We start from the raw sequence: 14,424 nt of genomic DNA on the forward strand, positions 1-14,424 counted from the left end.
GAAAATGTTTTTTGAGAATTCCAGATAGGTGTAGATTAATGATCAATTTTGCCTTACAGCAAGCCTTCGCCCGTCGTCATGCCCTGAAAGTGATTAGTGGGTTAAATAATTTCGATCGCCCGCAGGTTCTCTCAGTAGTTAAAGCCGCTACAGCCGGAGGAGCAACTTTTGTCGATATTGCCGCTAATGCTGACCTAATTCGGGCGGTAAAAGCCTTGACAAATTTACCCGTATGTGTATCGGCCGTCGAGCCAGAATTATTGGTGATGGCAGTGGACGCGGGAGCCGATTTAATTGAGATCGGTAATTTCGATAGTTTTTATGCCCAAGGACGCATTTTTGAGGCGGCGGAAGTTTTAGCCCTAACCCGTCAAACTCGCGACTTACTGCCCGAAATTACCCTGTCTGTGACAGTTCCCCATTTCCTACCCCTCGATGAACAGGTGAGACTAGCAGAAGCTTTAGTTAGTCAGGGTGCCGATATCATTCAAACCGAAGGCGGCACTAGCAGTCAACCCCGTCACGCCGGTATTTTGGGACTGATTGAAAAAGCCGCCCCGACTTTAGCGGCAGCCCACGCTATTTCCCATGCGGTTAAAGTTCCCGTCCTCTGCGCTTCCGGTTTATCCAGCGTTACCGCACCTATGGCGATCGCTGCCGGAGCGGCCGGTATCGGTGTTGGTTCGGCGATCAATCAATTGGATAATGAAGTGGCTATGGTGGCAGCCGTGCGCGGTTTAGTCGAATCTCTGCAAGCACAACCGGTCCATATTGGCAACTAGAACAATTTTTGTCTAGATACGGCAGAGAAGGGAAAACGGCCCCTTCTCTTTTTCCCTCTGTCACCAGTTATCAGTATTCGGGATTCAGGAGTCAGGAGTCAGGAGTCAGGAGGCAGGATTCAGGATTCAGTAGATTATTTTATTTATTCTTCCCACTTCCCCACACCCCACACCCCACACCCCACACCCCACCCCCCACACCCCACACCCCACACCCCACACCCCACACCCCACTTCCCACTTCCCCACACCCCCAACCCCATCAACTGTGGTAAAATGCGCTATGGCTCAAAACATTAGAGATAGAAGCACTCCACCATGATTCGAGATATCTTCATGCCCGCGCTCAGTTCCACCATGACCGAAGGAAAAATAGTTTCTTGGGTGAAGTCCCCCGGGGAAAAAGTCAGCAAAGGGGAAACGGTGTTAGTGGTCGAATCCGACAAAGCCGACATGGACGTGGAATCGTTTTATGATGGCTATCTCGCTGTAATTTTAGTCGAAGCTGGCCAGGAAGCACCCGTGGGGGAAGCGATCGCCTATATTGCCGAAACTGAAGAGGAAATTGAACTGGCCAAAGCTCAGGGAAAAACCGCCGCAGTCGCCCCTAGCAAGCCCCTAGAGACCCCAGAAATCGCTCCGCCTCCCGTTTCGATCCCCGTCGCCGCCGTTAAAGATAATGGCCGTTTAGTCGCCTCTCCCAGAGCCAAAAAACTGGCTAAAGAATTAAAGGTGGATCTGAAAACCCTAGTGGGTAGCGGTCCCCACGGACGAATTACCGCCGAAGACGTAGAAAAAGCGACAGGAAAAGTCAGCACCGCCCCCGCTCCCGTCATTACTCCTCCGCAACCCGTCAGCGTGCCTGTAGCGGCTCCTAAAGCCCCGATTCCAACCAGCGCCCCGGTCGGTCGGACTGTTCCCCTCACCACTCTGCAAAAAGCCGTCGCCCAGAATATGTCGGTTAGCCTACAGGTTCCCACCTTCCAAGTGGGCTACACTATCACCACTGACCCACTGGATCAACTCTATCAACAGCTAAAATCCAAGGGTGTCACCATGACGGCCCTGTTAGCAAAAGCAGTAGCCAACACCCTCGCTAAACATCCTATAGTTAATGCCAGCTATAGCGACGCAGGAATTCAATACCACGGGGCGATTAACGTCGCTGTCGCCGTAGCTATGCCCGATGGTGGCTTAATTACGCCGGTTTTGCGCTCTGCTAACCAGATGGATATCTATTCCCTCTCCCGCAGTTGGAAAGATTTAGTCGATCGCGCCCGCAGTAAACAACTGCAACCGGAAGAATACAATAGCGGTACTTTTACCATTTCTAATCTGGGAATGTTCGGAGTCGATCGCTTTACGGCTATCTTACCCCCCAACCAAGGCGCGATCCTAGCCGTGGGTGCTTCCCGTCCCCAAATCGTCGTCAATAAAGATGGTTTATTCGGAGTGCAAAAACAGATGACGGTTAATCTCACCAGTGACCACCGAGTCATCTACGGGGCCGATGCTGCCTCCTTCTTGCAAGACTTAGCTAAACTGATCGAAACTGAGGTGCAGTCTTTAACTATGTAATCAGAATCTAGACAGCAGGAGTCAAGGGAGTTTCTCTCTAGCTCCTGCTTTGTTGTTACTAAAAAAATGTAAAGAATTAGCTAAAATAGGTTTAACCTTATCTATCACCCGAAACTATCGCCCAAACAAGGCCAAAAAAAGTGTTAATCTCAGGGAACTTTAAGATCTAAGCTAATATCGGTAAGTTAACACTCGATTTCGCCCTATATATTAAGCCTACAATAATTCGTATTCCCACGCCCTAACGCCTACCCATAGGAAAAAATGATCACAGAGAATAGTCGCTTACGTTCAGAATTTTTAAATACACAGGTTATCACTCGCAATACAGGCAAAAAACTCGGCGTTGTTAAAGATATTCTTGTAGATATCGATCAACGAGAAGTGGTTGCCCTGGGACTCCGCGATAATATCCTCTCCCTGTCGGGAATGCCTCAATATATGTATTTATCGAGCATCAGTCAGACGGGAGACGTGGTTCTCGTTGAAGATGATAACGTCTTGGAATCCGTCGATATCGATGCTTATACTCCCTTAATCGGTAGTGACGTGATCACGGAAACCGGCGAACCTTTAGGCAAAGTCCGCGATTATCAATTTGATCCCCTTAGTGGTCAATTACATTCCATTGTCATTGCTTCCCTGGGATTGCCTCTGATCCCCGAACAATTGATCAGTACCTACGAAATTGCCATTGAAGAAGTGGTTAGCAGCGGTCCGAATCGCTTAATTGTCTTTGAAGGGGCCGAAGAACGTCTCACGCAGGTTAGTGTGGGGGTTTTGGAACGTTTGGGTATTGGTCGTCCCCCCTGGGAAAGAGAAGAGGAAGAAGCTTATTATACTCCCGCTGCTCGTCCAGAAAATCAGTTAGGTACGGGTATTCCCCTCCGCACCCCCGTTGAGGCCGCTAAACCCGTTGAGGAACGCTGGAGTGAAGACGAATGGGAAAAAGAACCCCTGCGCGCCACTCCCCCACCGCAAAAACGGGCCGAAGCTCGTTATTATGAGGAAGAATACGAGGAAGAGGAAGATAACTGGGGAGAAGCTCGCTCAGAACGCGCAGAAAGCTTTTCTCGTCCTCAGTACGACGATTACGAAGATAAGGCCGAGGATGATATGTGGGATGATGACGTGGAACCAGATTACAATCCCCCCCGCATCAATATCACCGAGAAGAAAAAAGAGAGAATCCCCGAATACGAAGACGGTTAATCTTTGGTCATCCCCCTATCCATTAGTTACATCTTTCTTAACATAAAATTTGACAAAAAAAGAAAAGTGTGCTATGTGGCTCAAGGGGGTTCTCTGGGGGGACTAAATACTTTTGGTATTTGGTATCACGTCGAGTGCAGTGATTTGTCAGACTCTACAGATTTTCAATGAACTCTTCAACTGTGACTTGGGCTTGTTTCAGAATTCCACTTAATGTACCAACCTTCAATTCCTGATGTACAGGGACAACACAACCGATTTTGCCCTCTTCGGTTTCTTTCTTCATCACAACATGGCTACCTGTTTGACGAACTTGCTCGAAGCCTAAGCGTTCAAGAGATCTAATTGCCTCCCCACTAGAGATTCGTGGCAGCTTAGGCATAACTAACCTCAATACTGGTCACAAATCTAGGGGATGTTTCTGGTAAGGTAAATTCCTCTAGGTAAAGCCGTGTGGCTTCTTTCAATCCAGCAATCGCCTGCTCAATTGTTTCTCCTTGATCTACTGTGCCAACTTCTGGACATTCAGCAATGTACATATTATCTTCTTTGTACAAAATAACAGTAAAGATGCGATTTTTCATGGTGTCTTATCATCTCCGGCTTACTCTGAAAATCATAACATAACTGTTTCCTAATCGTTTGGTTAGAAAATAGTTGGGTTTCCTGATCATTGACCCAACTCAAGCTTTTTGAAAAACTCTATAAGATATTAAGTTATTAGTAATTAATCCAATATTGTCCCACCTTCCTAGAATTGAGTGAGAAGATTGTGCAAAAACAAGCGTAGAGTTGATTAATCATTGAAATAAATTTGCCCCAATCAAACCGACTCGATGAACTGCTCGATGTCCGATTCTTACGAACCAAATTTGAGCATAGGTCAATCGGGCTAAAAGTTGATCGGAAGCTGTGAGGCTGTCTTTTGCTACTTCAAAAGCCCCTGTTTCAATATCTATGGCTACAATCTTCCCATGATTGCCTTCCTCGACTTGGGGGCGCACCTGAGATTCATAAATCTCATTACCACGTCGGGCGAATTCTTCTTTGCTGTAGCGGAGTTGATTAACTGTCATTGTCCTGACCCCGTTGCAACTTTTGCCCCTCTATTTTAACCTAAACATTGGCAATCTTCGCTAACATTTCTCAACTGGGACCACAAAGGCTGCATCGCACTTAGACTCACAGTTTCAATCAATGTGCATGGTGCGTTCCCCAAAATCGATCGCTGGAGCGCCAGAAGTTGTCTTAGGGAACGCACCCTACAAGATTGCGATCGCAGTGCGTTATACCTTAGCTCTTCGCAGACGCAGTTCTCTGTAACTCTTCCCATCGAACTCCATGACGCAGGCTCGATCAAAAGAGCTTAGATACTCATTATTCATCAACTGCTCATGCGGGCGAAGCATACTTGCGCCGACGCTGCCATCTAAGACAAGTAAAAGCAATGCCTCATCAAATCCATCACGCCATTTCAGAATATTCCGTTCTTTGTCGTCAAGCGCATTCTGTATTAGTTCGTCTGTTGTTTCACCGACCCAAAAGCTATCTGTGTAACTCCAATGAGGGGGGTGATCCCCTTCAAGTCGCATTACGCAAACATAGTCGATTTCTTCAGGCCAATCCGGCCCCCACAACTTTTCAGCACGCAAGGTGAAATAATCTCCAATTTTAGGATCATACTTCTCAACCAATTTCACTAGCATCTCAGCTATTTTTCTTTCTCGCCTTGCGATCAGGTCAGCATCACGATAACTGCTAAAGGATACCTGGACATCAATCCATTTGTCGCTACGCCTTGAATGAATGTGGGAACAAGTTTTAACTACAGATTCATATATGCCACGACGCTTACGTTCGCGACTGCCAGACCCCTCTTTCTCGTCATTGAATAGATTCCTGATTTCGATTCCAATCGTAATAGAATCAATTCTTGCTATGATATCGGGTCTTTCCAGGTGATCTGGCACGTGCAGTTCTGCGTAGTGGCTCAATCCTCCTGCATCACGAAATAGCTTGACTACGTTTAGCTCGTAAAGTTTTTGGCTTTCTCTGGTCATGGCTCTAATCGGTATAACTACATATTATACAGAAACTTTCTGCATAACAGTCTCCAGAGCAACGATAGGGGTCAACTTCCTGTATATCACCCCGTCTTACAACATATATACTCATTTGTCAATAGGTAGTAATATTTAATCTGCTTATACTTCGAGTTTTGGTCTGAAAATGGGCGATCAATCCCACATTCCGCACCCTCAACTGTCACATAATACTAAATCGGTTGAGTAACGCACAGAAAACGGGTTTCTCGGAGAAACCCGTTTTCTGCTCATGCAAAAGGCAAAAAGGGAGAATAAATAATCAGTCTTTAATAACCGGATTTAGGATTATTTAACCTTTAATCAAGGCTATCACCGGGCAACCAATCTTCGATCACCTGCGCGATAGTATAGGGACAAAACTCGGGAAAAATGCTGAGGACTAAACCTGTTTGTCTGGCGGCTTCTCGACGCGCTCTGGTGTATTCCTTATCCAAAATTTGCGCGGGATAACCGCGTAAACTGGGACTATCCTCTAATTTGCGACGAATTTGCGATCGCCCATCATTGATGGCATCCAGCCAACTATCGGAGTGCCGTTGGGGTTGATATTGCCACTTGAGCAGATGAAGCAAAATTCGCTCCATTTGAGAACCAATCGCACTGCGTTCACTTTTCCCCAAACCCTCGATTTCCTCGATTAAATGCTCCCAGTCAATGGCATCCCAGCGTTGTTCCCGCAAAAGTTGAGCCGTATCCTGGGCCCAGAGAATTAAATCGCAATCGTAGGTGGTTGGCATAACCGGTTCCCCGTTTTTCAAGCTTTTCGGGTGGGATTGTGGGGTTAATTCTGTTAAGTTAACGATCCAGCGTTTTTTTAATCATAGCTGATTACCGTTAACTTTGGATGATAGCAGTAGTTTAGCTTATGATCGGATGTAGTGACTTGTTATGCCTCTTCAAAGGCACTCCACTCTATGCCTAGCTGTTTTATGGTTGCCTTAAGTGTTCCGATCTTTAAGTCTTTGCTACCCCAATCAGGAATTACTGCTACATTTTGATTAGAGAGATTCAGCCATTTTCTATGTGATTCTTTTGACTTTCTCTGTATTTCTTCACAGCCAAGCCTCCTAAGTTTTTGAGCTACTTCTTTGTATCTCATGCAGAAATAATTGCTTCTACTAGGGCAGGTGACTCCTGATTAAAGGCTTGCAAGTTGACTGGAAGTTTTTTGCCTAAATCTTGATAAGTTTCCAAAACTGCCTCAAAGGCATCCTTTGCATTTTCCAGAACCTCTTCCAAAGAATCCGCCTCTGTGATTAGTTCAGGTAGAAGAGGGCAAGTTACTGTAAATCCTCCTTCTGGTTGAGGAGTAAGCAAAAGTGGAAGTTTGTAGAACATAGGAGTAGATCTTGCATTTCCGTGTATGTCCCAATCTTATCATTAACTTTGGATGAGTCTAGCTATGTAACTCTGACTCTTTGAATAACTACATATTGTACGGAAACTTTCTGCATAACAGTCTCCAGAGTAACGCTATAGGTCAACTTTCTGTATATCACTCCGTCCCACAACAACATATATAGTTAGTAAAAGTATAGTCAAATATAGACAGACTGAATTCCATTTCAGAAATTCCCTTCACTTTTACTTCGAGAGATTAATTCTCCTTGGATGAACTACGCACCTCTCTATCCCATAGCGGTTAAACGCATTTGGGAATGCTTTTCGCAAAATGTTGTAGGAACCCATGACATCAGATTGAACCAGAATCCCCTTATCTGTGCGATATAATCCTCGCGAAATTCTTTTTCCTGAAAACACTGGACTTTCAGTTGTTTCTCCATACACTGGTAGCGGATCTAAATTTAAAAAATTAGCAACAGAGGTATAGGATTCTTCTTGAATAATCACTTTAATTCCTATTAACTGACATTGATAACTAATCATCTCAATCAAACGACGGTGAGGAATAGTTACCAACTTTTTATTATTGACTTTCCCTAAGTTTACCTCTTGTTTCCACCCTGGATTATTACCAATAACTAAAGTAGTAATTCGTTGGTCAACTAAAAGCTTAACTAAATAACGACTAGCCTTATGAAGATAATCATCTACTTTCTGATTTCGACAGCGAGTTAAACGGCGAATCCTCTGGGAACTTTGACGATTGCCTTTTAACAGAGATTGTAACTTAGCTCGACGTTGGTTATAAAATTGATTTAGACTTTTTAACGGTCTGCCATTAATCAACAAAGGGCTAAAGTCCGGTTGATTTGAAGTTACAGCCATCAAATTATCTATGCCTAAATCTATCGCAGCTATCTTTTCATTAGGAGCTAAGAACTGTTAGGTTTTCTCATAAATTACCTCGATTACATAACAATCACATTTAGGAACTATTCTGACTTCTGCTATGCGCTCCGCTACTCTCGTCGGCAAGGCAATTGAAGTCCCTGCTTGCCCTGAGCTACGTCGAAGGGATAGTTTGACCAATCCTTCCCTAAGACCTACTTTGCTTATAGCTTGAATCGTGTAAACTAAGAGATTTCGTCCTTTTTTTGGCTCCTTATAGCCAGGGATTTTGGGTTTTCCCAGAAATTTATCGGGGTGACTTTTAAACTCGGATGAAGCGGCAAAAAATGATTGCCAGTTCCGGTCTAATCCTCTTAAAACTTGTTGGGAAACTTTAGCGGGTAAAGCTTGATACTGTTCTGTATCTTTCATGAGAGAGGCCATCTGATTATAGGTCAAATAGCCGTGGCCATAAATGAAGTTTTGTCGGATTAAATAATTGGCTGAGTTGTAAAGATTTTTAGACTGCCAAGATAAATTATCTATCTCAGCCCAAAATCGATGTCCTTTCTTGATAATGTGTCTTTCGGCTACTAACATTATTATCCGTTGTCTTTTAACTCAGCTATAATCTTTTCTGTCTTTCTTTTCGACCTTCTTAATCCGTAAATTCGAGAAAAAAAAGAGGTTATAATGGCTATTAAATCTGACATCAACTCATCTTGCTTATCCTCACTCTGATTGACAATCTCCAGTTTTTTATCTAGTTCTTTTAACAAGATTTCTAGATAATTAGTCCCAAATCTGGCTGACGTAAAGCAAGACTAGAACCTTGGTTCCAGCCTAATTCTACATAATAGGGAAAAAGTTTCTTGATATTTATATCGGGAAAGAGACGACTATTTTCGCTTTCTTGATAGCCGTCTTCTCTGAACAGATATATTTTTAATTCTTCCCGACGATAAACCCACAATTCGGGTATTTTTAGCAATTGATAAGCCTCTACATCAGTCAGAGAAGTAAAGTCCACTTTTATGGCTAAATCGGGAGGAGTATCAACAGTTAAATCAATTCTCTCTTTGCCTAAAATTGCCTGTCTATTATCAATATAAAAACAAGTATCTGGCTCTACTCCCGCTTCTCCCGGAATTTTCAAGGTAATTGGATCAAAACATTGCCAGTCTTTACCTTGACGACGGAGGATAATTTTTACTAAATCCCTTAATGTATCAACACGATTGCCATGACTTGGTAGGGGAGACATAAGCCGAATTTCTTGAGTTTTGCGATTAAAATAGAGTTTGGGATAGGTTTTCTGGAGACGTAAACTCAGCAATCTTTCGTAATCTTCCCAAGTCTGATGCGGAAAAATAACTTGACTGCCCGGAGATAAAGATAAAGTATTTTCGTTGAGAGTAATTAGTAGCATTTTGATAATTATTTTTGGATTGTCAGATCCGCCCGCCTATCGGCACCCCCCTTATTAAGGGGGGCAGGGGGGATTAAGCTCACTTTTATACAAAAAGTGTTTTAACTAAAATTCTCTAAAGCTTCAAACTGACGTAAAGCAATACTAGAACCTTGATTCCAGCCTAATTCAACATAATAGGGGAAAAGTTTCTTGATATTTATATCGGGAAAGAGACGACTATTTTCGCTTTCTTGATAACCGTCTTCTCTGAACAGATACATTTTTAATTCTTCCCGACGATAAACCCACAATTCGGGTATTTTTAGCAATTGATAAGCCCCTACATCAGTCAGAGAAGTAAAATCCACTTCTATAGCTAAATCGGGAGGAGGATCAACAGTTAAATCAATTCTCTCTTTGCCTAAAATTGCCTGTCTATTATCAATATAAAAACAGGTATCTGGTTCTACTCCCGCTTCTCCCGGAATTTTCAAGGTAATTGGATCAAAACATTCCCAGTCTTTGCCTTGACGACGAAGGATAATTTTTACTAAATCACTTAAAAGATTGATACGTTTGCCATGACTTGGTAGGGGAGACATAAGCCGAATTTCTTGCGTTTTGCGATTAAAACAGAGTTTGGGATAGGTTTTTTGGAGACGTAAACTCAGCAATCTTTCGTAATCTTCCCAAGTCTGATAAGGGAAAATAACTTGACTGCCCGGAGATAAAGATAAAGTATTTTCGTTGAGAGTAATTAGTAGCATTTTGGTAATTATCCTTGATTTTTTCCTGTGGGATTTAACTAATTTCGATCTGGCAACCAATGCCTATCAAGCATTTGTTCAAGGGAATAGGGACAATTTAGAGGGAAATTGTGAGGAGATATTTCAGTTTTTTGCCCGACAATAAAAACGGCATCTTGATAGATTTTTTCTTGGTTATCTAGGAGATATTTTTCTAGATTTGTGCTTAAATATCCATTTAGCTGAACTCTAAAAGTGGCTATTTCTCCTTGCCAATGCCGATGATTTAATTCAAATTATTCTGACCAATATTGCCATAACAAAAGATGAATAATTATCTGTCTTAAAAAACTCTCAACTCGATTTTTATCCCGTTTGCTTAAAGCCTCCAACTCCTCGATTAAATGTTGAATATCCAACTCAGCTAGACGATTTTCCTTGAGAAGTTTAATTGTTTCAGTTAACCAGAGATGTTCATCTTGTTCGTATAGAAATTGTAACTGATTTAGCCAAGTATCTTTTTTCATATTTTTTTGGCTGAGGAGACTTCTAAAACTGCTTTCGGGTAGGCAATGCGTTGATGGTGGAATTGTTGCCAAACCTGCACAAAAACCTCGGCAATAATTGGTAATTCCTCCTGACGAATACCACTATCTACTAATTGTTGATCGCGCCATCGGGCCTGAAAAATCTTTTTGATCATATCCATGGCTTGTTCTGGGGATGCCTCCTTCAGCGATCGCAAAGCGGCCTCGCTACTATCGGCTAACATAACGATCGCCGTTTCTCGCGATTGGGGAATCGGACCATCGTAGCGAAAGGCCGCCTCATCGACGAATTCTTGACCATTTTGGGCGGATTTTTGCAAAGCTTGCTGATAAAAATAGGAAATTAAGAGATTGCCTTGGTGTTCGGGAATAAAATCGCGGACGACTCGCGGTAAACCGTGTCTGCGGGCCATGACTAACCCTTCGCTAACGTGCTTTTTAATAATCTCGGCGCTGACGTAGGGATCGTTAATTTCATCGTGTTTATTCGGGCCACCCATTTGATTTTCAATAAAACCGAGAGGATCGTGCATTTTCCCGATATCGTGATAAAGGGTTCCCGTGCGAATTAATTCCACATTACAGTGCAGTTTTCGGGCGGCCGCTTCAGCTAAACAGGCGACAAAAAGGGTATGTTGAAAAGTCCCCGGCGCTTCCGTGGCCAAACGTTTGAGCAAACTACAATTAGGATTGGACAACTCCACCAGACGAATGGGAGTGACCACATCGAAACAGCGTTCCAAATAGGGGGATAATCCTAGGGCGATTACCGTCCAAGCTATCCCCGATAGACCATAGACGAGCGCCGTGGGTAGTAGAGTATAGATGATCGTGCTGGCCGTGGCGCTAACGATTAGGTAAGTGAGCAGATAAACACCCCCTTGACTGACTCCGATTCCCATCCCTAGGAGCGATAATTCATCCCTGGAGCGCAATTTTGCCGCTATCATGGCCGCTAATAGTCCCCCTATCGTCCCGGCGATTAAATCGGCGCTGATACCTTGGATGCTGAATAGGGAAAGACCGGCAGTTAAGAGGACCTGGGTGACGGCCAGAGTCGGGCCGTAGAAACTGCTGACTAATAAACCCACGGCTGCCAGATTGGTAAAGGGAATATTGGCGATCGCTAGGATCGGTGTGGTAAAACTTAGCAAACCCAAGAGAAGAAAATCCCGGTGACGCAGAGGCCGATGGAGACGCTGGGCAACGAGGCAAAAAGTCCCGATCGCACTGGTGACAAGGATTGCCGTTGACCCTAAACCCATCCAGTTAATGCCCCGTTCGCTCAAACCAAAACCATCGATGAGAACAAACTGAGCTTGAGTAATTTTTTCGCCTGCTTTAACGATAATTTGACCGGTTTGAGCGCTAGACATGACCATATCTACCGCTTCCACCGCTTTAGCGGCTTGTTCTTTGGTTGCCTCCCGATCTTCTATCAGGTTCGCTTCTCCCTCCAGGGCCGCTAGAAGGATATTTTCGGCTAAAAGCTGCTGGCGACCGGTTAGGCGATCGCTGCTAATCTGCACGGCGATGGTATCCTCTAGGTGACTGGTGGAAATCCCCGGGGGAATGCCTTGCACCAAAATCCGGCGACTCGCTTGCAGGATGGCTGTTTCTAGGTTTTGCCACTCTCGATCGCCCATTTGGGCCACTGTGATCAGATCGGCGTATTTGAGTTTATTTAAGCTGGAATGCCGATAATTTTGGCTGTTTTGCCCCTTTATTTGCCGTAATTGCCCTAATCGATCGATAAATTGCTCAAAGCTTCCCTTCGTCACGCGCTGACGATAGGCTTGGATTTCGCTAACAGCATATTCCTGCTCTTTTGTCAAGAGGTTTGTAAAAGATTCTTCATAGTTGAGGCGGCTTTGTAGAGTTGACCATTGAGGGGCAGAAAAGGTGAGCAGCGTTTCCATTGTGGCGTTGGAAATAGTCCTGCCCATTAAAATGGAATTTCTTCGCAGAATTGGGCGAATTTGACTTAATTGCCCTAAAGTGTCTCGCAGCGATCGCTCGATCTGGTCGGTGGTTTGGGGGTCTCTTTTCAGCCTGGGAAGCAGTCCAGCCCGAATTTTTTGGCGTTTGAGGGCGGTGGTTTCTTGGTCTTGAAAACGGGCATCTTCGGGGGCGATAATCGTAACCGGGGAAATAGTCCCGACGGCCAATTTCGGCTGATTATAGAAACGATAACCGACCACGCTAGTCAGACAACCGACGGTAAACAGGAAGATTAAGGGTCGTCGCAGTTTACCCAGGGAGTAAGAGCGAGATTTTCGGGCAGAATCAGGAAAAACAGTGAAAGAATGCAGAAAATGATTCATAAATTCCAGCTAAATTCTATAAACTGCGCCACCATGCCCAGAGGAAGAATACCAGCAACTTGGTTTTGGGTTCCCTCTTCTATTTTAAGGACTCCCTGTACAAAAAAATTTTTTCTCGAAAGGTATCTAGATTAGGGTTGGCTGAAAAAGTTTGTTGGTGGGGTGAGGAGTCGGTCGCCGGTCGGGGAAGAGAGAGGCAAAAGGCAAGGGTTTGGAACTACACAAGGGAGGGTCTTTCTCCGTTTCCTGATGGGTTAAGCAAGAGGTAGAACCTCTAGAAATGCGTTGCAAGGGAGACCCTTGCAACGAGGTACGAGGTAAATTATCAATAGCTCTAATCTATTTCTAGATTTTCTAAATCGGCTAAATCTTGTAATCTACCTGATGCTTTTTTGTTTTTTTTAAGATTTTCTAAGTCAATAAAGTTAACAATAATATCGTCAATTTTAACCTCAATTCTGGATAAGTAACAAGTTTGGAACTCTACCCCATCGGGGGTTGTAATTAAATCAATACGGTTAGGAGGATAACCTAATTGTATCACTTGATCTGGCGTTAAAAAGTCATCAATTGTTAATCCTAAAGAACCAAAACCGAACCCTTCTAAGGCTTTGATTAGATTATAGGCATTTAACGAACTCATTTCTATCCAAATATCAATATCTTTAGTATAACGAGGATAGCCATGTAAGGCAACGGCATAGCCGACTAAGACGAGATAACGCACTTGATTATCGTTTAACAATTGTATAAACTCTTTGAAGTCTTGGTTCAGCATTATATTTATATTGATGATATTCTTGACGAATTTCTTCTAAGGCCGATAGTCTCGTTTGGTACGATTGACTACGCCAATAAGCTGTCTCCGTTTTGGGAGCTTTTAAGTTAACTTTTTGATGAGTGATTTTCATAGAGAGATTAAGTAGGTAGGCGTTAAAAACTATCAGACACCCCCCTTATCAAGGGGGGCAGGGGGGATCGAACTTAAAATCCATTTTTAATTTAATTATAACCCAGCTACTTAAGTGTTATTTTTCGCCTTTATTGTTTAAAGAGGGGTGGCGGTTTCTAGGGAAATTTTCAGATTCCTGTTCTCAGAAATCCTATAGTTAAGTTTTTCAAAACCAATAACTTCGCCTTTTTGATTTTTCATTAAAATAACTTCGTCGCCGGTTTCTTCGCAGAGATATTCTGAAGAGCGATCGCCAAACCACACGGTTAAGGTATTGCCCATCGGATCATAATAAACGTTTACTTCTGCCATAAAATTTCCCCTTCTTTAATTGCATCGGTGGGATAAGTGGTAATTAGGAAGCCATCACCATTGAGTTTTCGGATAATGGCACAGAGCCAACGTTTTGGTCGTTGAAGTTTATAAAAAAGATAAACATTAGGGTCACTGCGGCTACGTCGAATTTCATCAGGTTGGCTAAGGGTTTCTTGGACTAATTTTTCTTGTCCTTTCATTATAGGATGTTTTATCTGG

At 43.5% G+C, this 14,424-nt stretch carries 18 protein-coding genes and 2 pseudogenes; 3 read left to right on the top strand and 17 right to left on the bottom strand.

Annotation, left to right across the window (positions count from 1 at the left end; all coding sequences use genetic code 11):
- The first annotated feature begins 38 nt into the window (after positions 1-38).
- The 3 genes from IM496_RS12050 to IM496_RS12060 all read left to right on the top strand — a co-directional run bounded on the left by IM496_RS12050 (position 39) and on the right by IM496_RS12060 (position 3,572).
- Positions 39-782, top strand: coding sequence for a DUF561 domain-containing protein (locus IM496_RS12050; RefSeq protein WP_194018361.1), 744 nt, complete (start codon positions 39-41; stop codon positions 780-782).
- Between the two features lie 318 nt (positions 783-1,100).
- A complete protein-coding gene (locus IM496_RS12055) occupies positions 1,101-2,360 on the top strand; it encodes a dihydrolipoamide acetyltransferase family protein (protein ID WP_002777508.1) in 1,260 nt (419 codons plus the stop codon).
- A gap of 264 nt (positions 2,361-2,624) precedes the next feature.
- Positions 2,625-3,572 (top strand): PRC-barrel domain-containing protein, encoded by a 948-nt coding sequence (locus IM496_RS12060; protein WP_194013325.1) that lies wholly within the window; start codon positions 2,625-2,627, stop codon positions 3,570-3,572.
- A 154-nt stretch (positions 3,573-3,726) separates the two neighbouring features.
- Here the strand turns inward: IM496_RS12060 and IM496_RS12065 are convergent, their stop codons facing one another.
- From IM496_RS12065 to IM496_RS12145, 17 genes and pseudogenes are all read right to left on the bottom strand, one after another.
- On the bottom strand, positions 3,727-3,954 hold the full coding sequence (locus tag IM496_RS12065; RefSeq protein ID WP_159297141.1) for a type II toxin-antitoxin system HicA family toxin: 228 nt from the start codon (positions 3,952-3,954) through the stop codon (positions 3,727-3,729).
- Entirely contained in the window at positions 3,947-4,156 is a 210-nt protein-coding gene (locus tag IM496_RS12070) for a type II toxin-antitoxin system HicB family antitoxin (protein WP_002734849.1), read from the bottom strand. The genes IM496_RS12065 and IM496_RS12070 overlap by 8 nt, the downstream gene beginning before the upstream one ends.
- Positions 4,157-4,372: 216 nt before the next feature.
- Positions 4,373-4,648 (bottom strand): hypothetical protein, encoded by a 276-nt coding sequence (locus IM496_RS12075; protein ID WP_272103288.1) that lies wholly within the window; start codon positions 4,646-4,648, stop codon positions 4,373-4,375.
- 210 nt (positions 4,649-4,858) lie between these two features.
- Positions 4,859-5,632 (bottom strand): hypothetical protein, encoded by a 774-nt coding sequence (locus IM496_RS12080; protein WP_287662033.1) that lies wholly within the window; start codon positions 5,630-5,632, stop codon positions 4,859-4,861.
- A 341-nt stretch (positions 5,633-5,973) separates the two neighbouring features.
- A complete protein-coding gene (locus tag IM496_RS12085; RefSeq protein ID WP_287662034.1) occupies positions 5,974-6,414 on the bottom strand; it encodes a DUF29 domain-containing protein in 441 nt (146 codons plus the stop codon).
- Between the two features lie 149 nt (positions 6,415-6,563).
- The gene (locus IM496_RS12090) at positions 6,564-6,776 is read right to left on the bottom strand and encodes a type II toxin-antitoxin system HicA family toxin (protein ID WP_194013331.1); all 213 of its coding nucleotides are present in this window, start codon (positions 6,774-6,776) and stop codon (positions 6,564-6,566) included.
- On the bottom strand, positions 6,773-7,015 hold the full coding sequence (locus IM496_RS12095; RefSeq protein WP_016515139.1) for a type II toxin-antitoxin system HicB family antitoxin: 243 nt from the start codon (positions 7,013-7,015) through the stop codon (positions 6,773-6,775). Before IM496_RS12095 ends, IM496_RS12090 begins: the two co-directional genes overlap by 4 nt.
- Positions 7,016-7,261: 246 nt before the next feature.
- Positions 7,262-8,509 (bottom strand): annotated as a pseudogene (locus IM496_RS12100) (RNA-guided endonuclease InsQ/TnpB family protein).
- Between the two features lie 2 nt (positions 8,510-8,511).
- Positions 8,512-8,688, bottom strand: a complete 177-nt coding sequence (locus tag IM496_RS12105) for a hypothetical protein (protein ID WP_228009456.1) — start codon at positions 8,686-8,688, stop codon at positions 8,512-8,514.
- Positions 8,689-8,693: 5 nt separating this feature from the next.
- A complete protein-coding gene (locus tag IM496_RS12110) occupies positions 8,694-9,338 on the bottom strand; it encodes a Uma2 family endonuclease (protein ID WP_194013333.1) in 645 nt (214 codons plus the stop codon).
- Positions 9,339-9,439: 101 nt separating this feature from the next.
- Positions 9,440-10,087, bottom strand: coding sequence for a Uma2 family endonuclease (locus tag IM496_RS12115; protein ID WP_287662035.1), 648 nt, complete (start codon positions 10,085-10,087; stop codon positions 9,440-9,442).
- 38 nt (positions 10,088-10,125) lie between these two features.
- Positions 10,126-10,593: pseudogene (locus tag IM496_RS12120) on the bottom strand (DUF29 domain-containing protein).
- Positions 10,590-12,938 (bottom strand): HD family phosphohydrolase, encoded by a 2,349-nt coding sequence (locus IM496_RS12125; protein WP_287662036.1) that lies wholly within the window; start codon positions 12,936-12,938, stop codon positions 10,590-10,592. Before IM496_RS12125 ends, IM496_RS12120 begins: the two are co-directional and overlap by 4 nt.
- A 334-nt stretch (positions 12,939-13,272) precedes the next feature.
- Positions 13,273-13,716 carry a hypothetical protein gene (locus IM496_RS12130; RefSeq protein WP_287662038.1) on the bottom strand — a complete coding sequence of 148 codons (444 nt, stop codon included), beginning with the start codon at positions 13,714-13,716 and terminating at the stop codon, positions 13,273-13,275.
- Entirely contained in the window at positions 13,670-13,849 is a 180-nt protein-coding gene (locus IM496_RS12135; protein ID WP_079209363.1) for a hypothetical protein, read from the bottom strand. Before IM496_RS12135 ends, IM496_RS12130 begins: the two co-directional genes overlap by 47 nt.
- A 137-nt stretch (positions 13,850-13,986) precedes the next feature.
- Positions 13,987-14,202 carry a DUF2283 domain-containing protein gene (locus IM496_RS12140; protein ID WP_046663375.1) on the bottom strand — a complete coding sequence of 72 codons (216 nt, stop codon included), beginning with the start codon at positions 14,200-14,202 and terminating at the stop codon, positions 13,987-13,989.
- The gene (locus IM496_RS12145) at positions 14,190-14,405 is read right to left on the bottom strand and encodes a hypothetical protein (protein ID WP_071846534.1); all 216 of its coding nucleotides are present in this window, start codon (positions 14,403-14,405) and stop codon (positions 14,190-14,192) included. Before IM496_RS12145 ends, IM496_RS12140 begins: the two co-directional genes overlap by 13 nt.
- Positions 14,406-14,424: the final 19 nt, after the last annotated feature.

The organism is Microcystis sp. M049S2 (assembly GCF_020245625.1).
Taxonomy (GTDB): Bacteria; Cyanobacteriota; Cyanobacteriia; order Cyanobacteriales; family Microcystaceae; genus Microcystis; species Microcystis ichthyoblabe_A.

Coding starts and splice junctions, on each gene's coding strand:
- IM496_RS12050 (WP_194018361.1), top strand. CDS start 39: ATGATCAATTTTGCCTTACAGCAAGCCTTCGCCCGTCGTCATGCCCTG.
- IM496_RS12090 (WP_194013331.1), bottom strand. CDS start 6,776: ATGAGATACAAAGAAGTAGCTCAAAAACTTAGGAGGCTTGGCTGTGAA.
- IM496_RS12060 (WP_194013325.1), top strand. CDS start 2,625: ATGATCACAGAGAATAGTCGCTTACGTTCAGAATTTTTAAATACACAG.
- IM496_RS12085 (WP_287662034.1), bottom strand. CDS start 6,414: ATGCCAACCACCTACGATTGCGATTTAATTCTCTGGGCCCAGGATACG.
- IM496_RS12125 (WP_287662036.1), bottom strand. CDS start 12,938: ATGAATCATTTTCTGCATTCTTTCACTGTTTTTCCTGATTCTGCCCGA.
- IM496_RS12070 (WP_002734849.1), bottom strand. CDS start 4,156: ATGAAAAATCGCATCTTTACTGTTATTTTGTACAAAGAAGATAATATG.
- IM496_RS12080 (WP_287662033.1), bottom strand. CDS start 5,632: ATGACCAGAGAAAGCCAAAAACTTTACGAGCTAAACGTAGTCAAGCTA.
- IM496_RS12135 (WP_079209363.1), bottom strand. CDS start 13,849: ATGAAAATCACTCATCAAAAAGTTAACTTAAAAGCTCCCAAAACGGAG.
- IM496_RS12130 (WP_287662038.1), bottom strand. CDS start 13,716: ATGCTGAACCAAGACTTCAAAGAGTTTATACAATTGTTAAACGATAAT.
- IM496_RS12095 (WP_016515139.1), bottom strand. CDS start 7,015: ATGTTCTACAAACTTCCACTTTTGCTTACTCCTCAACCAGAAGGAGGA.
- IM496_RS12075 (WP_272103288.1), bottom strand. CDS start 4,648: ATGACAGTTAATCAACTCCGCTACAGCAAAGAAGAATTCGCCCGACGT.
- IM496_RS12140 (WP_046663375.1), bottom strand. CDS start 14,202: ATGGCAGAAGTAAACGTTTATTATGATCCGATGGGCAATACCTTAACC.
- IM496_RS12065 (WP_159297141.1), bottom strand. CDS start 3,954: ATGCCTAAGCTGCCACGAATCTCTAGTGGGGAGGCAATTAGATCTCTT.
- IM496_RS12055 (WP_002777508.1), top strand. CDS start 1,101: ATGATTCGAGATATCTTCATGCCCGCGCTCAGTTCCACCATGACCGAA.
- IM496_RS12115 (WP_287662035.1), bottom strand. CDS start 10,087: ATGCTACTAATTACTCTCAACGAAAATACTTTATCTTTATCTCCGGGC.
- IM496_RS12110 (WP_194013333.1), bottom strand. CDS start 9,338: ATGCTACTAATTACTCTCAACGAAAATACTTTATCTTTATCTCCGGGC.
- IM496_RS12145 (WP_071846534.1), bottom strand. CDS start 14,405: ATGAAAGGACAAGAAAAATTAGTCCAAGAAACCCTTAGCCAACCTGAT.